Raw genomic sequence first — 23,607 nt, 5'->3', positions numbered from 1 at the left:
TTAAGCTCTTGATGAAATTCGAACGTTCGGCCCATCGATTTGTCATGAATTGAGAGGCAGGGGATCAGTGCCTTCGCCAACCAGCGTCAAACCTTTATCTCCAAGAGCGGCCTTATCGTCAAAGGGCACCATAGGTTCCATAAATGCGATATCCATACCGCCTTTAATGCCGGTTCATATTCTGCTTGTAAAGCAATCAAAAACAAGACTTTATGAGTGTGTAGATGAGCATATTTTACCGGTTCCTATGCCGGTTCGCGATCTTGCGCATCAGTGAAATGACTATAATACAAGGCCAGAACCCTAACCAATCGCAAATTTGCCTCGGCTTAAGTCTTGCAGCCGGTATGCCAGCACTCTCCGCCGCGAACCGCGGCATATCCAAAGTTGCTCGTGAGTGCTGGCCGCATGGCATCGGCAAGTGGCAATGGCTCCATGATGAAATGGGCGTGCAGCCAGCCCTCTCTTCTGTCAGCCACGACGACCAAACGTGGCCAATCGAAGGATCACAAGGTCGTCTCTCATCACGGCTATTTTAAGCTCTTGAAGAGATCAGGGTCGCTGACCCGTTAGAGTCCGGGTCTTGATAAGATCTGGACGGGAGACCTCTGGATTTCGAAAAACTCAACGAGGTTTCTACCGGGCTCGCAGAAACAATTTCGACTTCGAGGCGCCCTGCATGCCGGTCCTTAGGCACGCCATGGGTCTACGAGAACAACGCCTGTACCTTGGAAATCTTGAATGTTGCGTGTGACAACCACTAGCCCATGCACGACAGCTGACGCCGCGATGAGTGCATCTGCTTCATTGCGGCGATCCGGAATATGCAAGTGAGCACATCGCGTCGCAATTGCTTCATCGATAGAGATGATGCGCTCAGCGAACTCCGGGCGAACTCGCCTATCCATCCACGTTCGTAAGCGAGAACCCTGCTCGATGTCACGGCGCTGGATGCTGAGTATGCCACGCTCGAGCTCTAAAATTGTTATGGCAGAAATATACAGATCACGAGAATCCTGCGCACCTAACCAGGTCGTCACGTTCAGATCAGCTTTACCGTCACCCACTTTACGGAGTTCGCAGACAACGTTTGTGTCGAGCAAGTATTTCAAGAGAGATCAACTTCGCGAGTTGCAATGACCGACCGAGACGGATCGAAATCGATATTCGACAATCCTGGCATTGAAAGCGCATCGACAAGATTGTGACGCTTACCTGTCAGACGCTCAAACTCACCGTACGTCATCAACACATGCGAAGGTCTGCCTCGATCGGTGATGACGACAGGCCCTGCCTCAGCAGCTTTTTTCGCTCTGCCAACATCATGATTCAGTTCGCGGCTGGTCAAGCTAGTCGTAGCCATAGGCACCTCATGTAGGAACGTACCTACATATAGCGCCTTCATTTTCATCGCGCAATCCCTTTCTGGCATCGCGTGGCTGCCGTCCTTTTAAGCTCTTGATGAAGCTTGAACCGACGACCGACACGTACTGAGGCCGACGAAGGAACTAATTTAGAAGGGATCTCCTCCCCAATCCTCATGGCCATGCCGGATACGGATTACAAGTATGCTTCCGTTCTCGATGGTGCGGTAAACGATGAGGTGAGCTTTGAAAGGATGTATCCTGACAGGCGGAGAAATCTCATTGCGCTCGCGCGCCATTCGTGGGTTGGCGGCAATGAGTTCGAACAAGGCAAAGAGCTCATCGTGATATCGTTTGGCAACAAGTGCTCCGAAAACGCGGATGCCTTCTTCCGCGATGGAAACGATATCCTCTTCCGCTTGTACCGAGAGGTTAAACGGCATCAGTCGCGATCGCTGCTGATCTTTGCTCGCGCTTTGGCTGCAGCAAACAGCTCATCCGACGATTGGTTTCCAACGCCGCTTTCAATACCGTCGTCCACAAAGCGCTGCATCTCGGCAATCTTGTCCGTACGAGCCTGGTCTCTGCGTATCAAATCTCTAACGTAATCGCTCGCATTGGAGTATCTGCCGGTCTTGGCTTGCGCTTCAACCCAGTCTTTCATGGGGTCTGGTAGGGATACATTCATCGTCGCCATTTGAGCCTCCTAGATGTAAGTAAAAATACATCCCGATGGCAAAGTTTGTCAAATCTACAATGCGTCGTGATTAAGCTCTTGAACAGACATGAAAAGGTGACCTGCTAATTGCAATTTCAACTAGTTCGCACCGACCAAATGGTTGCCGAAGTCTCTACGGGCCGCCTATTCGAGAAGGATAGCGCTGAACAGCAAGAGCGCTCACTCGCCGTTTGATAATAGTTGATAAACGACTATATTCTTTCCGTGATCCACGAAGGAGATACGCGTGATCAGCGCCGATTTGGGCAAGCAGCTTGAAAGCTACATCCAGCAGCTCGTGGATAAAGGTCGCTACGGCTCCAAAAGCGAAGTCCTGCGCGAGGGCGTGGGACTGGTTCAGGATCGTGAAACGCGACTGGCCGCTCTGGATGCTTCAATCACGCGCGGCATCTCTGATGCGGACTCCGGTCGGACTAAGTCGGCCAATGATGTGTTCAACCGTCTCGAAGCAAAATATCAGGCGATAGCTGACAAAGCCGAAAATTCCGCATGATTCTTGATTTTACCAGAGGCCGAGGGCGATCTTGAGCAGATCGCCGATTACATTGCCGAGCACAATCCACGGCGCGCTCTCTCATTTATCAGAGAGCTGCGGAGCCGGTGTGAAGATCTTATCCAAAACCCAAACGGTTTCGCCCTGGTGCCTCGCTATGAACATCATAGAATCCGTCGACACGTTCACGGCAACTACCTGATCTTCTATCGCGTTGAAGCCGCCAAAGTGGTCATTATCCACTTCCTGCATGGCGCTTCGGACTATGGCGTATTCCTTTGTGGCGAATGATCAAATCACGCTGCGGTGGCTTGAAGCGAAACACCAAGGGAATGGTTGCTTTTAGCGTCATCTTGCAGATCAGCGGAGAGCAATCGTCTTGCTGTTGAGCGGAATCGAACAGCCCTTCACCTAGTTCATTTGCATCGCAGCAATTTATTTCTGTAGTGACAGAGAGTACCGGGTATGCCGACGTTCGCCCGTACGCGTCAGTGCACCAATCTCCACAAGCTGCTGAAGGTCGCGTGTTGCTGTAGCGCGAGATGTATCTGTGATTGAAATGTAGTTTTCGGCACTTAGCCCCCCCTTGAAGCCTGCCGTGCCTTCCTTGAAGATACGCGCAACTACCTTTTCCTGCCGCTTGTTCAACTGGCCTCGAAAGCGATCATAGAACTTTGCTTTCTGAATAAAGAAATCTATGCGCTCAAGCGTCGCCCGTTGAGCATCCAGGATCGTTTCTGAAAAGAAAATGATCCAGTCGGTGATATCAAGCGTGCGCTGGTGCCGCTCAAGCTCGGAGTAGTAGGCCTTCCGGCTCTTCTCGATTGTGAAAGCGAGTGAAATGAGACTTGGCTGCCCTATGTTTTGCGACAGGGATTTCTCAGCCAGCGCGCGCCCAATTCGGCCGTTGCCATCCTCAAATGGATGTATGCTTTCAAAATAAAGATGGCCTACGGCTGCGCGCGTTAAAGCTTGAAGCGACGCTTGACCACTTGGCCCGGATTGATTGAACCATGCGATGAAAGTCTCCATCTCATCGGTAACCTGGCGAGACGGGGGAGCCTCAAAGTGGATTGTCGGCTTATCCAGTCGACCTGACACGATCTGCATGGCGTCTTCATGTGTGCGGTAAGCACCAACCGTTTCAATATATCGGTTTCCGGCCATCAGCATTGAATGCCAGTGCAACAGGCCCTCATGACGCAGTGGCCTATGCCAACTTCGATAGACATCCGCCATCATCTCGGCGATCCCCCGCTCCTGGGGGCGGATCTGTCTGTCATCAGTGTTTAGCCCGAACTGTCGGCGGAGTGACGACTGGACGCTCACGCGGTCGAGATATTCCCCCTCAATCTCTGAGGTCTTGACCGCTTCGTCGCTCAGCAACTCAATACGAAGTTGGTTGCTGTCGTCCTCGTTGAAATGCCGGATAGCACCGATAACCTCGCCGGCGGACTGCAAGAATCTCTGCTCCAACGGTACCATCCTTGCGGTGTCGTACCTGAAGTTTGGCCAATCCGTGTTTTGCCAGTTCCATTTCATGAGTTATAGGATCCATCTCTATAACTCATAATTATTGCCATATATGAGCTATTGCAAGTCCGTCTATCGCTCAGCACCACAGGCTGCGGCTCTCCATTCAAGACGCAGCGATCGACGTTAAACGTCTTGCCCTAAACATATTTTGTTAACGGGCGCCCCCTATTTCCGCTCGCCCTCGGCATCGGTGTCGAGAGAAACGGAATGAGCATGACCAAACACGACCTTTCATCACGTCATTTTCAGCGAAAAATTTCGGAATTCTGCGAGCTTCGTATCGCTCCGATCGCATCCAGGCGAGTGTTGGAAAATATACGGCCTTATCTGGCCAGTTTGATTGTCTACCGAAAATCGCCACCGCTTCTGAACGGCCATATCGACTGGACGACTATCGGTCAGGCGTGTGGGATCGAAGCCGAGTTGACGGTAGGACTGAAAAAGCAGCTCCGGCCTGCTCTGGATGCCATCATCCGATGGCTCGGCGCACCACCGGCAGCCGAAGAGCGACGGCCACCAAAGTCAAAGGCCCGCCCGACCAAAATCGTTCCCGCCAAGAAAGCGGCTTCCGCATCCTCGACCGGAAAGCCGCAACGCGCGGCGACCGACGGCACCTTTGCCCGGTCCGCATCGACACAGCGCGGCCCTGCGCCAAAACCGATCAGCCCGTTCCCAGACACACTATTTGAAGCGACTGAAGATCCGGTGAGCTTTCAGGACGCATTGATCTATCATATGCGGCGGTTCGGCGACACCTACTGGCAGCTCTATCGCGCCGTCGTTCATCTGAATGAGACCTTTGACAACAAGACGCTGCTATCCTGGGGCCAGGGCGCGCACTAGCAGCTTTCCCAAGCAGCGTCGTGAAGGACTGTGGCGTACCGCTTAGCCAGTTAAGCTTTGGCCTCCTCATCTTCCCTGGCGTCTGGGACTGGTATCTGCAGTGGCGGGAACAACGACGTGGCTTTTACACCAAATGGGAAGAAGACATGCTGATGGTCGCCCAAGCCCTATCTCGCGCGGATGTCGGCTGGATCCGGCAACACCCGGAACTGCTTAAGAACGTCAGGCCCATCGTGGGCTTGATTGAGCAGGAAGAAATCGACTTCGCGGCTCGCGACTGGCATGGTGCCTGTGATGCGTTTCACCGACATGCCGCGAACCGTTCCAAGGAGATCCAGCGAGTGATGCGTGTGCATCGCGATCCATTTGAACCGATCATGTATGTACTTGAAGCGGACAGTCCATTAGCGGAATATCGCAAAATCACGGACGAGATCGTGAAACGTATGCCGGACGAGAACAGATACCCACGACCTGCCGCCGAAGCCGTCAGAGCATTCCTGTTGCTTCGGCTTGGCCTGCACCTTGGGCTCAGACAAAAGAACCTTCGCCAGCTACGCGTCTGCCCGCGCGGACACTATCCGACATCGGAACGCCGGCTTGAGGATATGAAATGTGGTGTAATTCGTTTTGCTGGAATTCGATCAGAATCGGTCAACGCTACGCCGAAGTGAGCGGCTGCGTCCGCCAAAATTACCTGCAGTATCTTCGCGGCAACTTCGATTTCATCCTTCTCGCCTCTCTGAGGCAAACGACCAGCATCCTTTCGGTAACGGTAGGTCGTTGCATAGACGGCAAGGAACGTGATTGGTGAAAATTTCACCTTGAAAGTATTGTCTTCCGGCAAGAGGTCTCGCAGGACGTCAAGGCGATGCGAATCTCTACGCTCTGCCTTGATGTTTTCGAATTGAGGAGCGCGAGAAGAATTTTCCTCAGCAGCCTGCTGTAGATGGAAGACGTCGTTTCGGTTGTCGATTGCCGATAGGGCCTGCGCAGCCACCAAATCTTCATGCGCTAGCCGAAGAGAATTTGCGATGTGGAGATCAGCGCACATCAATCACGATGCCGTCTGCCACAATATGGTTAGATGCCGAGTTTGCCACGCTTAGATCAGCCTGGAAATCCGAAAGCCTGATACAGGAGACATCGGCATAAACGCCAGAACCTTCCTGAAGTCGCCAACCAGACATTGGCGAAAAAAGCGCTCTGGAGCTTCGTCGGAAACGATCACTTTCAAATCCCAGTCGCTCTGGCTTGTCGCCTCTCCGCGGGCGCGGCTGCCATATAGGATCACGTCGATCGGGTTATATGCCGCTCTGATACGGGCAAGCAGCGTCTCCAACTCCGGATACCCGCCGGGAGATGCAATACGACCACCAAAACTTGCAGCAACGACACTCATTTCCGCCTCATACCTGGCTCTCCCTGTAGATATAGCCGGTCGGCGAGCATTTCCACTGGCTTAGCGTCAACCCCGACCCACTCCCATCCAAATTGCCACTTTCCAAGGAATACAGGCTGGTCTACGTGAACGGTCTCATGGTGACGCATATTCCTTAGAAACTCTCTTAAGCTGGATCGAACCTCCGAACCGCAGTTTCAGAGATTTCTCTAGCTCGATTGATCCGTCTTGAAGAAAACCGGGAAATCTACAGCGACGTTCAAAGGTTCGAAGTGCCGCATATTCTCGCTAATTACCGTCAGATCGTATGCTCGAGCTGTCGCAGCAATGATGATATCGCCAAGGCCCGGGTTCTGGCCTCTTCCTTTGGCTTCATTCTCCATAGATCCAGCGATGCGAGCGACAACAGTATCCATCGGCAAGATACGATCATCAAAGGTGCTAGTAATAAAATCCAGCCAGAGAGAAAGGCGTTTCGCTCTTTCAAAACCACCACGGCGATGAAGCGATCTTAGACCCCTTTCAATCTCAGCAACTGTCATTGCGGACAAGAACAGCGCGTCCGCCATGCCTTGTTGGTGAAACCACTCGCGAACTTCAGCTGAGGGAGAGACCTTATCAGGCGCAAATTTGCTGATGATATTCGTATTGAGCAGATAACCGTTCACAGATCTACATCGCGCATTTCGGAATGATCACGCTCGAAATCTGCTCCACCCGGAAAGGTCAACAAGAAATCACCAAAGTTTGCACGAGGCCTCTTCAGTGCTTTCTTAGCGACCTCTGCAGCTTCCACACTCACGATCACAGCAGCGGGTTTTCCGTGCCTCGTGATCGTAACAAACTCACCCTTCGCCGCTTCATCCACGAGGCCAGCAAATCTGGCTTTTGCCTCGGCAACACTAATGCTTGACATCTGACCTCCAGAACAATGACCATATATAGTCATATAGCGAGATACTGCGATAATCAATATACGTGAAATCTGTACGCCTGAATCATCGTTCCCATTAAGCTCTTGATAGGAATCGAACCACCGGCTCCGAGAGAGTGGGTCGATTATTTTGGCGGCATATGTTCTGGCCATTCTTGCGAGCCATGAAGCACACGAAGAATTCGAACTGTCGTTTCAGTAATGGTATATGCAGCGAGTAGGGCGTACCGTTGATGACGAGTTCGCGTGTGCCAGCAATTCTGCCCACGCGCCCACTGGCAGGAAAATCGAGTAAACGACGGGTAGCAGCGACAATCCGCTCATCGATCAGAACGGCGGCGGCGGGATGATCTGCCTCAATGTACGTAAAGATGGCGTCGCGATCCGATAACGCAAATGCAGACCAAATAAGTTTCACGATTTGGGCACACCAGCTTTAAGACGTGCTGCTGCTCGACGTTCGGAAAAATGAGCCTCAACTTCCTCGTCTGATAAATCGAGCCGAGTATCGTTCAATGCTTCGAGCACCTTGGTCCGAAACCAGGCGTCATGCGCTTCACTGCTCGAAAGAAGTTCAAGGGGCAAAGCCCCCTCATTAGCAGTCCGGGTGAGCAGGATACGAACCGCATCAGATACCGTGAGGCCCATGCTTTCAAGCACGGCAGAAGCACGATCCCGAACCTCGGCATCAATACGTGTTTGGACGAGTGCGTTGGCGGCCATGGCTATCTCCAGATTCAACCGGATAGCAATGCAATTGAATGACGCTTTCTAGGTAAAATTTGCGCCGCCATTATCTGCGGATGGCTCTTTTGAGCTCTGGATGAAGCGTGAACCGACGACAGACACGTAATGAGGGTGACGAAGGTATTAATCATAGGGGATCGCCTCCCCAATCCTCATGGCCATGCCTGATACGGATTACGAGTATGCTTCCGTTCTCCATGATGCGATGAACGACGAGGTGCGCTTTGAAAGGATGTATCCTGACAGGCGGAGAAATCTCCTTGCGCTCGCGCACCATACGTGGGGGTCGAGATTCTATGTGCAAATTCGAGCCAAGCCAACATGCGTATCGAGCGCATGAACCGGACGCAGCAAGGATCAGCAGGCAAAGCCAGCTGTAAAGACCAACAGCGAAAAGAACGGTCACATCAAGCCGGCGCACGGCCATTGTCGGCGAGCGAACTTTCTCGACAATCTAAAGGTCACAAAGCCAAGAAATTGCTGCCAGCGCCGCACTTTGCCAATTGCCTTTCGAGGCTAGAATCGCCTCGATCTTTTGGTGGCAGACCGATCGACTAGGAAGGACATATTCGAAATCCGTATCCCGCGAATTGTGCGGACTCCCAGTGCCTCTGGCAAATGTGTTTGTGACCCCCAGCTTGACGCAACGCTATTGTTTAAAAGGGTTGAAAAAACGCAGTGGGCATACTGCGCTTCACTTCATTACAGACACAGTGTCGATCTCGTCCTTAAGGCCGGGATGAGCGTCTGGCGGAAATGGCTGTGGGTCGAGGTTTGAGAACTGCGGGGCTACCGGATGCGTATTAGACCCTTTGACTGAAGGATCAAGCGTGTGATCATTGTCGAGAGGTGAAAGAAAACGGCTTGAAAGGAATACGAACGAGTTCATCAGATATCTCCTCACCTAGCAAAGCCGTATCGGCAGTGTCGTTGTGCTTACAACTTCGCAAACGAAACCAGATAAGGTAAACCGCGTCATACCCCATATGGGGGAAAGCACTCTATTTTCCTCTTAATCGTTAACCGCTAGGCGTTACCCTAACCGGACGCGTGTGAGCAACAGGCAGAGCTCAGCCTGACGTTCAGTCTCGGTTTTCCTGAAGATAGATTTCAAGTGCGCGCGCGCTGTTTCATATTGAATGCCTAGATCATCCGAGATGGCCTTTAAATCAGAGCCTTGCAGAAGCAGGGCTGCAATTCTGCATTCCGAACGTGTCAGACCAAAAAGCCGATGCAGAACATCGGGGTCAGTACCATTAGGTGCCGCTAAATCTTCGAACAACGCCATAATATGCGCGCGGGAAAAAACATCCTTGAGATTGGATTGCACACGCTCGATCCGTGCGAGGATGGGTCTATTTGCAGGGCGGGAAAATACTAGGACTTCCCCGGAAGCTTGCTCTGGTGCGTGAATAACCTTGCGCAACAAGGCTTCGAAATTTGAAGTTTCCTTTGGAGACGACGCGACAAGTTTTTTATTCAGTATTCTAATGCCGTCCGATTGCAGACGTTCGGCACGCTCATTTGAGGCAACCACCCTACCCTGTCGGTCAAAAAATACGCATGGGACGTTCGCGCGTTCAAATGCCGCCAACCGTCCAATCATTTCACTATTTGAAAACAGCGACATGATGCGGGATGAAGTCTGAAGTTGCGATTGCAGAGCCACGAAGTGAGCACGATCCCTATCCTCAAATCCCCCATCGCCATACCTACGCTGAAGGACCAGGAAAAAGTCATCGGTGCCTGATGTGAAATTAATCACAGCAGTCTGTTGGAAGCCGTGACTTGCCATGAACCTATAATATTCGAGAGACTGAATATCTTCGCTGCTTGCGATGTCTGCCTCAAGAACGACGCCTCTGCGCTTCATCAGAGGAATAAACCGTGCCCTGTGATCGCGAGTGTACCACTCGTCACGGAGGTACGCCTCCATGATTCTTGCAAGGCTATCGGTGAAAAGTATGCCACAGACAGAGCTACGCTCAGCAGGCGACATGATGTTCACCCCGGCAGCGCCGCTGGCCACAGAAATACTTTCCATCAGCAATGGCCAGCGCTCAGGCTCGACAGCGGCATCCTGAAACTGATCAAGCGAACGATAAAACTGTGAGACGTCAACCGGCATTGCCCCTCCTTTCCAAGGCAATTCTAGTTGAAGACCCCCTTAAATCTAGTGGTTATTCAATTTTACTTGATTATTTTTAGGAGTGAATGTTGAGCATTTTAATCGATAAATAATGAGCGATCATAGGAACTTACAAAGGCGGCAGTTAATCTGGGCTATGTATATAATAACAAATGATTATCCATCACTAATACTTTAGTGCCTATAAACCGTCCAACATCTTCATTTATAGCGAGTTGTTTAGAGAGATTCTATTGTGGTATTTTTCCAGCCCAAGTAACTGTGAGGCTGAATCAATGTCATCAGTTGTTAGCGCACCTGTTTCCGTCGCGTTTGTTGACGATCACCCTATCCTTCTTGAAGGGCTTGTTAGCCTTTACTCGAACAAGAAAGATTTGAGGATCGTCGGCCAGGGCCACAATGCTGTAGACGCGATCAAGCTCACAGAACAGCTTGCGCCTGACGTGATTGTCGTGGATCTCAGCATGCCCGGTGACTCTATGGCTGCGATAGAAGTTATTATCCAGACAATGCCGGGAACCAAGGTGGTAATATTCACGGCGACCTCTAGCATCGAGACTGCAATCAAGGCTCTCAATTGCGGCGTTTCCGGTTACGTTCTCAAAGGAAGCAGTTCGACCGACCTTCACGATGCAATTATTGCTGCGCGAAACGGTGAGACTTATATGACGCCAGGCTTTGCGACTAAGGTCATAATGTCAATGAAGGCTGATGAAGCCAGAAGGAAAGCAATACAGCACAGGCGCTTAAGCGTCCGCGAAGAACAGATTGTCTCCTTCCTTGTGAGAGGACACACAAATCGGGAAATCGCCAGAAGTCTCGATATCAGCGAAAAAACCGTCAAACACTATATGACGATCCTGATGCAGAAACTCGACGTACGAAATCGTGTCGAAGCTGTTCTCGCTGCGCAAAAAATTGGTGGGCCGCGCGATCTCTTCAACTAAAATGACGCCAAAAATTCGCTGTAACTCAAGCTCTAGACGGGTGCTAGATCATCTCATCTGACGAGAGCTGATTGATGGGCAAAACTGCGACAATAATTGTGCCGGACGCCCGCCTGAATATCCGCATTTTTCCGCCAAATGACCTCACACGCCGCTTTTGACTGGTCAAACCAAGTTTCACGCGCGCTGCCGCATTCTGATTTGGACGTACAACACGATCCCCCACATCAGCCACCACGATAATGAGTTTTTCATCGTGGATGCGATACCTGACCTTCTGCTTATTATTGCCTGCGTGTCGAAACGCGTTCATCAAGCCTTCCTGAATAAAGCGGTAAACGCATACATTCAGGTGAGGTTTGTACATCTCGTGCGGGATCACCCCGTCAATCTCAACGGGGAACGCCGTGAGATCCCTGTATCGCGCAACGGCGAGCTTTATCGTTTCACTCAGGCTGAGCTCATCCAGTTCAGGCAATGATAGACCGGCGGAAATTTTTCGCAGATCCGCCAGGACGCCTGAGACGAAACTCAACAGCTTTTCAAGATCAGGGTTGACCTTTGCTTCTCGAGTGCGCTGCTCTGCAATCATATCGCTCAGACGAAGACTGATAAGGGTCAGAACCTGCACGGGGCCATCGTGCAAATCATTGCCAATCTGATCCAGTATTTTTTCGTTCAGCTTCCCCGCCTCAAGACGCGCATAATCTGCCGCTTTTCTGAGCTTGTCGTTCTGTTCCCATAAATCTAGCGCGTTGAGGAGGTTTGCCTCAATCGCACGCTTCTGCCTCTCGATCAGTCTGCTTGCGGCAAGAGCTATAAGATATAGCAGAACCAACATCGGTAGAGTGACGGCTGCGACGATGAGGAAAGTTCCGCGTTGGGCCGAGCGAAGTTCGGCGATCAGGTAGTTCGGTTCTTCGTAAAACTCGCCAACGAGAATGATTTTCCCATTCCGATCACGTAGTAGCGGCGCATAGACTTCGATCAGAAGGCTTTGCTTTTCGTCGCCTGTGTACGCGTGCTTGTCGACCTCTGTGCGAGATACGACGATTTCACCGGACAGAGCAGCTTTCAGTTCGTCGAAGACTCTCGGATTTTCAATTTTCTGGTTGTTCGTTGAATATAATATACTGCCATCTGCGCGCCAGAGCTTGATGGTACGTACATGCTGACCGATTGGTCCTGTGCCGAGGAGAGTCTCCAGTCGTGAGACGAGAACAGGGTTGATCGCATCATTGCTGATATCGGCCTCCGCGATCAGCGGAGAAACAAAGGTCTCCAAATAAAGCGCGCCCACCCCACCTGCTCCGGCAAGCATCGCCCGCTCCACCCGATCAGCAGCCCAGAATGTGAGGCACGACATCAGCACCAAGACGATCGGCGACATCAGGATCATGAATTGTGTCGAGAGATGCAGATCCCGGAACCAGTCTGTTAACCGCCGCCACGATGGTCTCCATTTGTTAGGTGATCCACCATCCAATTTCACTCGTTCAGCAATGTCTTCAGGCTGCGAATGCGTCATGTCCAAACCTTCTGATGATAGATCACGGACCGCTTAGAATTCGATCTTAACAAATACAGAAAGTCACCCCGGATTGGATGTTTGCCCCTTTCGGATGCAACCATTCGTCCGAAATAAACATAAATATTTCAGAACTTTAATTTGATTGCCCCAAACCCGCAATACCACTCAAACTTTTGGCTTAGCACCATCAGACCATAGTCTGATGAACTATTGCGACCTAGGGTCCTTAAACAACTGGACTATGCGAAGTGGTCTTGAGCAAGACTTTCCTGCAACCTGAGATCATGAAGGCTAGGGGAATCTTCTTCCGGGCGAATGGAGGAGATTGGGATTGTGCCGGATGGCCAATCGAAACGTTCAAAGCCTCCATCCATGTAACGCGTTCTAGCGCGCTGGCGCTTCGGAGGGGAAAATGGCTGCTTTTACACTGAACCAGGCTGACCTGGCATTTGTTCTTCATCAGATCAAGGTCGCGGAAGTTCACGCTTCTGGTGTTCCGCTCACTGAAATCCGGATCAACCCTGATGGAACAGTGATCTCCGACCGAACACAATACGATGCTGTTACAGGCGTCTACCTTGGAAACGCGTCAACGCCTCGCGCCATTCCCGATCCCCATGTGCCAGTTGGACTTCGCACCGTCGACGGCACCTATAACAATATCGTGGCGGGCCGGGAACTTTGGGGGGCTGCCGACCAGGCCATGCCGCGTGCGCTCGATCCGAATTTCCGCAACGATGCCGATGGCGACACGATGTCGCTTGGAGGCCCGGCCGTCGTAACGAACACCGACTACAGTGTCGTCGGCGCACCTTCCGGAACGAATGGCGGTCATACAGGAAACGTTGCCGACGCAGATCCGCGCATCATCTCGAACCTCATTTCCGACATGAGCATCAACAATCCGGCTGCGGTATCGGCCTGGTTCAACAATCCTCTGGCGGTCGCAGCATGGGAGGAGGCTAACCCTGGTATGGTGCCCGTGGCACCCGGAGAACCTCTAGGCACGAACGGTGTATACCTCACCAATGCCGATCTTGCTTCGATCCCGAACATCGCACCTGACGAAGGCCTCTCGGCGCCGTTCAATGCGTGGATGACATTCTTCGGCCAGTTCTTCGACCATGGCCTCGACCTGATCAGCAAGGGTAACAACGGCTCAGTATTCATTCCACTAGAGGCGGACGATCCCCTGGTCCTCGGCGCCGATGGCATTGCCGGTACGCCCGACGACCTGCCTCCTAGCCTGCGATTCATGGTCATCACCAGAGCAGACCCTGTCGATGGTCCCGGTGCAGACGGGGTTATGGGGACGGCCGACGATACGCATCACGAGGCCCGTAACACGACAACTCCGTTCGTTGATCAGAACCAAACCTACACCTCGCATCCGTCGCATCAGGTTTTCCTGCGTGAATACGCAACCGTTGGAGGCGTCACCGTCGCGACCGGACGTTTGCTTGATGGCCCTCCCCCGGCAGGTTCTCCCGCGGGAACACACGGTGGCCTGCCGACATGGGCGGATATCAAGGCCAACGCTCTTCAGTACCTCGGCATTCAGTTGAGTGATGCGGATGTCGTCAACCTGCCTCTTATCCGCACCGATCAATACGGCAATTTTATCCCCCATCCGGTAACAGGTTATGCGCAGGTTGTGACGGGTATCGGTGCAGACGGCATTCCAAACACCGCTGACGACGCTGTCGTCTCCGGCACACCCTCAACACCCGTCAACACGTTCGCCTCGCTGGCGCTACGTACCGGCCATGCCTTCCTGGACGACATTGCGCACAACGCCAATCCATTTAACAGCCAGACCGGCGCTCTGAAAACTGCGGACGCCGACGGTGTCGTCAGCAGTGGCCCCCTCGCATCCGGTGTTTATGACGATGAGCTGCTTGCACGTCATTTCATCACGGGTGATGGCCGCGGTAACGAGAACATCGGCCTGACCGCAGTCCATCACATCTTCCATTCCGAGCACAATCGTCAGGTCGACTCCCAGATGCTGACGATCCTGCAAAGCGGCAATATCGCTTTCATCAACGAATGGCTGGCGACAGATATCGGCGGCCTCCCGGCTGACTTTGAAGATCGTCCTGCGATCGATCAGCTTGCTTATGCACAAGGCCTGAACTGGGACGGCGAGCGTATGTTCCAGGCAGCTCGGTTCGCAACCGAGATGCAATACCAGCACCTCGTATTTGAAGAGTTCGCACGCAAGATTCAGCCCGCGATCGATGTCTTTGTTTTCAACTCGGTCACGGACGTCAATCCGTCGATCTTCGCGGAATTTGCCCATACGGTTTATCGCTTCGGGCATTCTATGCTCACCGACGGTATGCCACGCGTTTTCCTGAATGCGGATGGTACGGAGACGCCAGCGACCGAACCCGAACTGGATCTCATCGAGGCTTTCCTCAATCCGGTCGCCTTTGATCTCAACAGCACCATCAGTGCAGATCAGGCCGCTGGCGCGATCGTGCGCGGCATGGTCGTCGAACATGGGAATGAAATCGACGAATTCATCGTCAGCTCGCTGCGCAATAACCTGCTTGGTCTGCCTCTCGATCTTGGCGCGATCAACATTGCTCGCGGCCGCGATACGGGCGTGCCTTCACTCAACGACGCCCGTGCGCAATTGTACGCGGCAAGCGGCTCCACATTCCTGAAGCCCTATGACAACTGGGTTGATTTTGCCGCCAATCTGAAAAACTCCGCATCCGTGATCAACTTCATTGCAGCCTATGGAACGCACGGAACAATCACCGGCGAATCCACGCTGGCCGGAAAACGTGCGGCTGCGACAGCACTCGTCATGGGCGGGGCTGGTGCTCCTGCGGACCGCGTTTCCTATCTCACCAGCACAGGGACATGGGCAGGTGTGGAAACGGGCCTCAACCTGATCGATCTCTGGATTGGCGGCCTTGCCGAAAAGAAGATGCCCTTCGGTGGCATGCTCGGCTCGACATTCAATGCCATCTTCGAAATGCAGCTCGAAAATCTGCAGGATGGCGACAGGTTCTATTATCTGACCCGTACACAGGGCCAGAATTTCCTCAACATGCTGGAGCAGAACTCATTCGCCAAGATGATCATGGCGAATACCGATATCGCCCAGCCTGGCGCTGACGGTATCAGAGGCACCGCTGACGACGTGATTGCCCGCCACCTTGGCGTCGATGTCTTCGCCGATTACGATTTCGTCCTAGAGATCAACAAGGCGAACCAGGTCGGCGACGATCCTGTCGGTGACGATCCGATCATGGCCGCTCTTGGGCTCGGTAAAGTTCAGCGCGATGATCTCTCCACTGCTGACGTTGACGAAAGTGTCGCTGACACCAGCGCCGATCAAAGCGGTACCACGGGACATTACCTTCGCTTCACTGGTGGTGAACACGTCGTGGTCGGCGGCACCATAGGCAACGATACCATTATCACTGATTTCGGCGACGACGGTATCTGGGGCGACGCCGGCGACGACCGCATCGAAAGCGGTGCCGGGGTCGACCTCGTTAACGGCGGTGCAGGCAACGATATCATCACGGACTCGGGCGATACCGGCGACTTTGTGAAGGGCGATGAAGGCGACGACGTGATCGCCAATTCGAACGGCATGGATATCGTCATGGGCGGAACTGGCAAAGATGTCGTCTTTGTCGGTGTCGACGATACGGAAGTGTTCGGCGGCGATGGTGACGACTTCATCCTCGGTGGTGACGGCGTTGATATGCTTATGGGCAATGAAGGCGACGACTGGATCGAGGCAGGTGGCGGTTTTGACACCACGGCTGGCGACAACTCCGAACTTTTCTTCAATTCGTCGATCGTTGGTCACGACGTCATGTTTGCCGGCAATGAGGAACACGATTTCGATGCCGAATCAGGCGACGACATCATGGTGCAAGGCGAAAGCGTCATGCGTAATGAAGGCATGTTCGGTTTTGACTGGGCAATCTTCAAGGACGTGGAGATGGATGCCTACGCCGATATGCGTATCCCGATATTCACCACGGAACAGGAGGACATCCTTCGCAATCGTTTCGACAAGACGGAAGCGCTTTCCGGCTGGAACTACAACGACACACTGCTTGGTGACGATCGTGTCTTCGGCGACGTGGCACCCGGCGACACGGTCGCAACGACTGAAGGTATCTTCTTCAACGATAGTTTGACGCAAGCAGGCGTCAATCGAATTGAAGGCCTGCGCGAAATTCTCGGCAGTCTAATCGCAGCGGCGCCGGCAAGCGGAAACCTGGAGGCGATTACCGCCTTCGATCGGGGTAACATTCTGCTCGGCGGCGCAGGTAGTGACTCACTGCGCGGCAATGGTGGAGATGACTTCCTCGATGGTGACGCGTGGCTCAACGTTCGTATCCGTATCACGCCTGCTGGCGCGGAAAATGCGGATGGCAACCAGATTGCTACGGTCGACAGTCTGAAACACGTCTTCACCGAAGACGAAAATCCGGCCTGGGCTGGAAAGTCGCTCTTTGAGCTGATGATCTCTCGCACCATCGTGCCAAGCCAGCTGCACATTGTGAGGGAGATTGTCTCGTCAACAACGCCGCTTGCAGGTGATGATACCGCAGAGTTCAACGATATCCGTGCGAACTACACGATCGTCAGAAATGGTGATGGAAGTTTCACGGTGACCCACAACACGGTCAGCAATGTCGTGGATCCGTTGACCGAGCGCAATCTTGTGTCTGACGGTGTCGATACTCTACGCAACATTGAGGCCGCACGGTTTTCGGACGGTGTCGAGGTTGCCCTTGTAAACAGGGCAGCAACCGGCGCGCCGGTGATCAGCGACACATCACCCACCGAAACGCAAACGTTGACGGCAAATACCTCTGGAATTGCCGACGCGAATGGTCTGGGGACATTCAGCTTCCAGTGGCAGACATCGGCCAACGGCACGACTTGGACAAATGCTGGAACCAACTCGCCGAACTTTACGCCTCAGCAGGCACATGTTGGTCGGCAGGTGCGCGTCGTCGTCAGCTTCATCGATGGGTTTGGCTCCGCTGAGCAAGTGGTGTCGGCTGCAACCCAGGTCGTCGGCGATGTCATAGACGGCACAAACGCCGCCAACACACTTAACGGCACGGCTGGCGCGGACATCATCACCGGTAACCGGGGCAACGACACAATCAATGCCCTGGGTGGTGACGACGTTATCAACTGGAGTGCCGGCCTTCTGGGGCTGCTACCCGATGGTCGCGACAGTGTGAACGGCGGAACGGAAGGAGCTGACGGAGATACTTTTATTATAAACGGATCTGCAGTCGCCGAAACCTATCGGGTCTATACACGCGCAGCAGCAATCAGCGCCGGAATGTCCGGAATTGCTGCAGCGACAGAAATCGTCATCACTCGCAATGGCATTACGAACGGCTCGATTATCGCAGAACTAACCGAAATCGAGGAAATACTGATCAACACTGGCGGGGGAAACGATACGGTCGTGGCTATCGGGGACTTTTCTCCGACCAATCTCAGCTTCAACACGATTACAATCAATGGTGAAGCGGAAGACGAGACTGTCAACATTTCCGGGTTGATGTCCGCACATCGTATTCTCTTCCGCAGCAATGGTGGCGACGATACGATCGTCGGGACCCTTCGTCCTCAGGACGTTGTCGAACTGGCGCCGGGACAACAACTCTCCAGCTACACCCTTGTAGACAATGGCAACGGAACGAAGTCTTTCTCAAATGGCACACATTCGATCACTTTCACAGGTAGTGTCGTGCCCAAGTTCCAGGAAGCGACTTCAGGTGAGGACGGCGATGATGTTACCGGTCACTTCGAATACACACCAAGTGATCTGGCTGGTCTGAAAGCACTCGTGAATGGTCTTTCTCCCAACGATGGTGATGATCCTGTTCCAACAGGTGTCCGCACCCTTTCGGGCCATGGCAACAATGCTGCAGATCCCGACGCAGGTGCTGTGGATACACCATTTATCCGCATCACCCAGTCGCACTACGGCGAGCCGGACGCCTTCGGAAATTCCGCGATCAACCCGATCTTTGACGGGCTCGATCCGCGAAACATCAGCAACATTCTGGGCGCGCAGGAAGCAAACTTGCCTAAAGCCGATGCCAACATCTTCTTCATGGCGTTCGGACAATATTTCGACCACGGCCTGGATTTTCTCGGCAAAGGCGGAAACGGCACTATCCAGATAGGCGCTCCCGGAAACGGTGCCCCTGGCTCTGGCAATCCGGCTGATCTGACACGCGCCACCGTAGCCTATTATGACGACGGCGTTCCACAGCACATAAACAAGACATCGCCATTCGTCGATCAGAACCAGGCTTACGGCTCCAATGATCTTGTCGGACAGTTCCTGCGCGAAGGCGATGGATCGGGCGGTCTGGGGGCACATTTGCTTCAAGGCGGTGCGGATCCCTCCAACCCGACCTTCAAGTTGATGCCGACATTGCGTGACCTTATCCTGCATCACTGGCAAAACGATACGGTTTTTCACTCGCCGACGCTTGCAGGAGGTCAGGCTAGCTTTAGATCCTATTTCCCGGGCCTCGTGACGGGAGGAGTGATCAACGAGGCGATGGTGTCCGGGCTTGCTTCGGACTTCATGGGTAGCACGCACGCACTGCTTCTCGACACCAACCCCTACATCAGTCTGCTCGATCACTATGTAGCGGGCGATGGCCGGGCGAATGAGAACATTGCCCTCACCTCAATGCATACCATCTGGGCCCGAAACCATAATTTTCATGTCGAAGGCCTTGAGGCAGCCGGCTTCGACGGCACGGCTGAGGAACTGTTCCAGGCTGCAAAGATGCTCAATGAAGCGGAATACCAGCGTGTCGTCTTCACCGAGTTTGCAGACAAGCTGATCGGCGGCATTAGAGGAGACGGCGACCATGGTTTTTCGGAATACAATCCGAACGCGACGGCAGCGATCAGCCATGAATTCGCCGCTGCTGTCTATCGGGTTGGTCATTCGCTGATCGGCCAAACCATGACGGTCCTTGATGAAGATGGGAACCCGACCCAGGTGGCATTGTTCGATGCCTTCCTCAATCCCACGAACGATCCAAGTGCCTTCAAGCTGCCGCTCAGCACGCTGGCGCAATACGGATATGTGCCACAGGAAGGCTATGAGCAGCTCGGTGTAAGTGCTATCCTCGGTGGGATCGCGACACAACCTGCCGAAGCTGTCGACTTCAACATTGTCGACGCCGTACGAAACGACCTCGTGCGTATCAACGCCGACCTGTTCGCCTTCAACGTTGCACGGGGCTGGGACGTCGGACTTGGAACGCTCAACCAGGTTCGCATGGACCTCGCAGCATCCACAGACCCCTATGTCGCAGAGGCTCTAGGATATGCAGGAACAATGACGGCCTACACGTCCTGGGAAGATTTCCAGAGCCGTAACGGTCTCTCTGATACCGTGATCGCCCAGTTCCGTCAGGCATATCCAGATCTCGTGCTCGAGGCCGGTGAAATCGATGCGTTCCGCGCGATCAACCCGGATATCGAGATTGCGATGCAACCGAACGGAACCGGCATTGTCAAAGGCATAGATCGCGTTGATCTCTGGGTTGGAGGCCTTGCCGAGAAACACATCAACGGCGGCATGGTCGGTCAGACATTCTGGGTCGTACTGCAGGAACAGTTCGACCGCCTTCAGGAAGCTGACCGCTTCTACTATACGGAGCGTTTCGACGATTTCGATTTCTACGAAAACTTCATCGACGGCCAGGAGTTCGCCGACATCATCGCTCGAAACACGGGCCTGACCAATCTAGACGAGGATATTTTCTCGCCGAACGTCCAAGACAACGAGGAAGAAGAGGAAGAGGAAGAGGAAGACAACAATAACGACGACGATGACGACGATGATGACGACGATGATGACGGCGGCGCCAACGGCGGCGACGATGACGACAATGATGATGAGCAGGACGAAGAGGACGACGAAGGCGAAGAAGACAACGATGACGATGAGGATAGCGACGATGACGACGAAAGTGGCAGCGGCGAGGATGACGATGACACCTGCTCGCACGAAGACGACGATGATGATGGCCCTGTTGTCTCTGTCCCGATTGCAGCCCTTGCCCTAATCGGTACCGCTGCGGGTGAAGTACTCGCCGGGCAAGCAGGCGATGACACGATACTAGCAGGTGGCGGCTCAGACGTGCTGTCTGGGGATGCCGGTTCTGACATCCTGAGGGGCGAAGACGGCGACGACGTGATTGTCGCGGCTGCAGGCAACGATGTTGCAAGTGGTGGTGTCGGCGATGACGAGCTGCACGGCGGCGCCGGTCACGATGTACTCTTCGGAAACGGTGGAGCCGATCTTCTCTTCGGAGATTCCGGCAACGATACCATCGAAGGTGGTTCCGGTGACGACCAGGCTTGGGGTGGCGATGGGGACGATATCGTTCTGGCCACGTCCAGCGACGGAAATGACAGGTATTGGGGCGATGGAGGCAAGGATACGCTTGATTACTCCGTCGCAACGACCAACCTGACCGTAGATCTCGGTACAGGCCTTATGGGACACGGCACTGCCGTCAGCGCCACGACAGGTAACGATACATTCTACGGTTTCGAGAACTTCGTGGGTGGCTCTGGTCATGACGTGATCACTGCGTCGAATGCTGCGAACGTGATGGATGGTGGTCTTGGCAACGACACCTTCCGCTTCACAACGACGAGTGCAGCCAATGGCGACAGCATTTACGGCTTCCAGCCTGGTGACAAGATCGACTTCTCAGCAATCGACGCCAATACAGGTGTAGCGGGTAAGCAGACCTTCACAATCAACAGTCCAGCTTCGCTGACTGCGACCGGAGGTATTGCGATTACGCACGAAGTGCGTGACGGCGAGGACTTTACGGTCATTCGTGGTCACACCGATGCAGATGGGAACGCCGACTTTGAACTGGCGGTTTCCGGAAAGCACCATCTGACCAACAATGACTTTACAGGCGTTTCCTGACCAACCGCGAGCGAACGGGGATATCTCCCGTTCGCTTTAACTTCCCAACGCCGGTGAGGACTGGCACCGGCGTTGCAACTGAAATGGGATGTCTTGGATCAACCAAATCACTCCACGATATGCCGCGAACTTAACGCCGAATGTCGGCAAAGTTTCCAGGGGGAATTTCAGATGAGTGGCACCTGCAACAAAAAAGAAAACCAAATAAATGGCTTAGGTGGCTTGATGATGTTTGTCTTCGGCCTGTCCGGCATCATCAATATTCTGGCCCTGACCGGCGCCTTTTACATGCTCCAGATCTATGACCGTGCGTTGACCAGCGGAAGCGTGTCGACGCTTGTTGCATTGTCTGGCCTAGCAATTGGCCTTTATCTTTTCCAGGGTCTCTTTGATATTTTGCGCTCACAGATCTTGGTGAGGCTTGGGGCAAGACTGGATACTCAACTGGCCCCACTCGCCCACAAAGTCGTCATTGACATGCCGCGCTATGGTTACTCCACGGCTGAAGCGACAGAGCGTGGGCGGGACGTCGATACGATCCGCGGCTTTCTAGCGAGCCCCGGACTAATTGCGCTGTTCGATCTGCCCTGGATGCCAATCTACCTCGTATTCGTTTGGCTTCTTCACCCGATGCTCGGCATGCTGACAGTTGGGGGAGCCGTGGTCCTCGGCCTTTTGACGCTGTGCACGGAACTTCTGACACGTCGTCACGCCAAAGAGATGCTGAAGTCGACGGTCCTGCGAAATGCAGTCATAGATTCCAATGCGCGAAACAGCGATATCATGCACTCAATGGGCATCGCTGATCGGGCCGTCAGCCGTTTTGAGCGCGCCAATCGGCGTCATCTGGATACGCAAACCAAGACATCCGATATCTCCGGGACATTCTCAGGCCTGTCGAAGGTACTGAGAATGATGCTGCAATCCGCAATTCTCGGGCTTGGCGCATATCTCACAATCAAAGGTGAATTGTCGGCTGGTTCGATCATCGCATCTTCGATAGTGACCGCACGCGCACTTGCACCGGTCGATCAAGCAATCGCGCAGTGGAAGGGAATGGTCTCGGCTAGGCGCAGTCATGCGCGCCTGAAAGAAACGCTGGCTGTTCTCGACGACAAGACAGCACTTTTGAACCTTCCCGCTCCAAAGGAAACATTGACCGTTGAAGGTATCACAACCGTCGCGCCCCATAGCGGTGCGGTTCTGTTGAGTGATGTTAGCTTTGAGCTGAAGGCTGGCCAGGCGCTTGCGTTGATCGGCCCGAGCGGTGGCGGGAAAACGACCCTTGCCCGATCCATCCTCGGCATCTGGCCGACACTTCGCGGCTCAGTTCGCGTTGACGGTGCGGATCTCAAGCAATGGCCTTCAACCTTCTTCAGCGAACATGTCGGCTATCTGCCCCAGGACGTCTGTCTGATGGATGGAACCATCGCCGAGAATATTTCGCGGTTTTCCGAAACGCCGGAGGCGCGCACGATCCTCCAGGCCGCAAGGGCAGCAGGCATCCACGACATGATCGTTCGCCTGCCGAATGGCTATCAAACGGAGCTCGGACCGAATGGCATGTCGCTTTCCGCCGGTCAGCGCCAACGTATCGGGCTTGCAAGGGCGTTGTATGGCAGCCCGTTTCTTGTCGTACTCGACGAACCGAACTCCAATCTCGATGCCGAAGGTGAAGAAGCACTGATGAAAGCGATTGCCGCAGTGCGCTGTCGCGGCGGGATTGTGGTGGTCGTCGCCCACCGCCCAAGCGCACTGCAATCTGCAGACATGGTCGGCGTTGTCCAGAACGGCAAGCTCGTAGCGTTCGGTCCAAAGGACGAAGTCGTGAAAGGCCCACAACCACAGTTGCTTCGCTCAGAACATACACGCGTCCAGGCGTCGTCAGGCAATACTCCGGCAGAATGAATTTGTTCCGTTGCAACGCATAGAG

Annotated in this window: 18 protein-coding genes and 2 pseudogenes; 6 read left to right on the top strand and 14 right to left on the bottom strand. The window is 53.6% G+C overall.

Going from position 1 to position 23,607, the window contains the following annotated elements:
- Positions 1-689 precede the first annotated feature (689 nt).
- The 4 genes from FY156_27480 to FY156_27465 all read right to left on the bottom strand — a co-directional run bounded on the left by FY156_27480 (position 690) and on the right by FY156_27465 (position 2,061).
- Positions 690-1,112 (bottom strand): type II toxin-antitoxin system VapC family toxin, encoded by a 423-nt coding sequence (locus tag FY156_27480; GenBank protein UXS05314.1) that lies wholly within the window; start codon positions 1,110-1,112, stop codon positions 690-692.
- Positions 1,109-1,363: a type II toxin-antitoxin system Phd/YefM family antitoxin gene (locus FY156_27475; protein UXS05606.1), complete on the bottom strand. Its 255-nt coding sequence runs from the start codon at positions 1,361-1,363 to the stop codon at positions 1,109-1,111. Before FY156_27475 ends, FY156_27480 begins: the two co-directional genes overlap by 4 nt.
- A gap of 150 nt (positions 1,364-1,513) precedes the next feature.
- Complete coding sequence (locus FY156_27470) at positions 1,514-1,807, bottom strand: type II toxin-antitoxin system RelE/ParE family toxin (GenBank protein ID UXS05313.1); 294 nt, start codon at positions 1,805-1,807, stop codon at positions 1,514-1,516.
- The gene (locus FY156_27465; protein ID UXS05312.1) at positions 1,807-2,061 is read right to left on the bottom strand and encodes a type II toxin-antitoxin system ParD family antitoxin; all 255 of its coding nucleotides are present in this window, start codon (positions 2,059-2,061) and stop codon (positions 1,807-1,809) included. The genes FY156_27470 and FY156_27465 overlap by 1 nt, the downstream gene beginning before the upstream one ends.
- Positions 2,062-2,329: 268 nt before the next feature.
- On the opposite strand from FY156_27465, the gene FY156_27460 reads away from it, so the two are divergent.
- A complete protein-coding gene (locus tag FY156_27460; protein UXS05311.1) occupies positions 2,330-2,596 on the top strand; it encodes a type II toxin-antitoxin system ParD family antitoxin in 267 nt (88 codons plus the stop codon).
- A 3-nt stretch (positions 2,597-2,599) separates the two neighbouring features.
- Positions 2,600-2,887, top strand: coding sequence for a type II toxin-antitoxin system RelE/ParE family toxin (locus FY156_27455; protein UXS05310.1), 288 nt, complete (start codon positions 2,600-2,602; stop codon positions 2,885-2,887).
- A 144-nt stretch (positions 2,888-3,031) separates the two neighbouring features.
- Here the strand turns inward: FY156_27455 and FY156_27450 are convergent, their stop codons facing one another.
- Positions 3,032-4,138 (bottom strand): Fic family protein, encoded by a 1,107-nt coding sequence (locus FY156_27450; GenBank protein ID UXS05309.1) that lies wholly within the window; start codon positions 4,136-4,138, stop codon positions 3,032-3,034.
- A gap of 201 nt (positions 4,139-4,339) precedes the next feature.
- Here FY156_27450 and FY156_27445 point away from each other — a divergent pair.
- Positions 4,340-5,607 (top strand): annotated as a pseudogene (locus FY156_27445) (hypothetical protein).
- A 473-nt stretch (positions 5,608-6,080) separates the two neighbouring features.
- On the opposite strand, the gene FY156_27440 reads toward FY156_27445, so the two are convergent.
- The 8 genes and pseudogenes from FY156_27440 to FY156_27405 form a co-directional block, all read right to left on the bottom strand.
- A complete protein-coding gene (locus FY156_27440; protein UXS05308.1) occupies positions 6,081-6,377 on the bottom strand; it encodes a nucleotidyltransferase domain-containing protein in 297 nt (98 codons plus the stop codon).
- A gap of 209 nt (positions 6,378-6,586) precedes the next feature.
- A complete protein-coding gene (locus FY156_27435; GenBank protein ID UXS05307.1) occupies positions 6,587-7,045 on the bottom strand; it encodes a type II toxin-antitoxin system VapC family toxin in 459 nt (152 codons plus the stop codon).
- Complete coding sequence (locus tag FY156_27430) at positions 7,042-7,293, bottom strand: type II toxin-antitoxin system Phd/YefM family antitoxin (GenBank protein UXS05306.1); 252 nt, start codon at positions 7,291-7,293, stop codon at positions 7,042-7,044. The genes FY156_27435 and FY156_27430 overlap by 4 nt, the downstream gene beginning before the upstream one ends.
- Before the next feature lie 143 nt (positions 7,294-7,436).
- Positions 7,437-7,729: pseudogene (locus FY156_27425) on the bottom strand (type II toxin-antitoxin system RelE/ParE family toxin).
- Entirely contained in the window at positions 7,726-8,034 is a 309-nt protein-coding gene (locus FY156_27420; protein UXS05305.1) for a type II toxin-antitoxin system RelB/DinJ family antitoxin, read from the bottom strand. Before FY156_27420 ends, FY156_27425 begins: the two are co-directional and overlap by 4 nt.
- Before the next feature lie 151 nt (positions 8,035-8,185).
- Positions 8,186-8,485: a type II toxin-antitoxin system RelE/ParE family toxin gene (locus FY156_27415; protein ID UXS05304.1), complete on the bottom strand. Its 300-nt coding sequence runs from the start codon at positions 8,483-8,485 to the stop codon at positions 8,186-8,188.
- A gap of 267 nt (positions 8,486-8,752) precedes the next feature.
- Positions 8,753-8,947, bottom strand: coding sequence for a hypothetical protein (locus FY156_27410; GenBank protein ID UXS05303.1), 195 nt, complete (start codon positions 8,945-8,947; stop codon positions 8,753-8,755).
- Positions 8,948-9,091: 144 nt separating this feature from the next.
- Positions 9,092-10,186: a helix-turn-helix transcriptional regulator gene (locus FY156_27405; GenBank protein UXS05302.1), complete on the bottom strand. Its 1,095-nt coding sequence runs from the start codon at positions 10,184-10,186 to the stop codon at positions 9,092-9,094.
- Positions 10,187-10,482: 296 nt separating this feature from the next.
- On the opposite strand from FY156_27405, the gene FY156_27400 reads away from it, so the two are divergent.
- Positions 10,483-11,154 (top strand): response regulator transcription factor, encoded by a 672-nt coding sequence (locus FY156_27400; GenBank protein ID UXS05301.1) that lies wholly within the window; start codon positions 10,483-10,485, stop codon positions 11,152-11,154.
- 43 nt (positions 11,155-11,197) lie between these two features.
- Here FY156_27400 and FY156_27395 read toward each other — a convergent pair whose 3' ends face one another.
- A complete protein-coding gene (locus tag FY156_27395) occupies positions 11,198-12,682 on the bottom strand; it encodes an ATP-binding protein (GenBank protein UXS05300.1) in 1,485 nt (494 codons plus the stop codon).
- A 415-nt stretch (positions 12,683-13,097) separates the two neighbouring features.
- Here FY156_27395 and FY156_27390 point away from each other — a divergent pair, with 415 nt between their 5' ends.
- Together FY156_27390 and FY156_27385 are read left to right on the top strand one after the other, a co-directional pair.
- Complete coding sequence (locus FY156_27390; GenBank protein ID UXS05299.1) at positions 13,098-21,674, top strand: calcium-binding protein; 8,577 nt, start codon at positions 13,098-13,100, stop codon at positions 21,672-21,674.
- Positions 21,675-21,845: 171 nt separating this feature from the next.
- Complete coding sequence (locus tag FY156_27385; GenBank protein UXS05298.1) at positions 21,846-23,582, top strand: type I secretion system permease/ATPase; 1,737 nt, start codon at positions 21,846-21,848, stop codon at positions 23,580-23,582.
- The last annotated feature ends 25 nt before the right edge of the window (positions 23,583-23,607 follow it).

The sequence above is a fragment of the Agrobacterium tumefaciens genome (assembly GCA_025559845.1).
Classification (GTDB): Bacteria; Pseudomonadota; Alphaproteobacteria; order Rhizobiales; family Rhizobiaceae; genus Agrobacterium.
The sequence above is the reverse complement of the archived record's forward strand: the minus strand, read 5'-3'. Positions and strand labels throughout refer to the sequence as shown.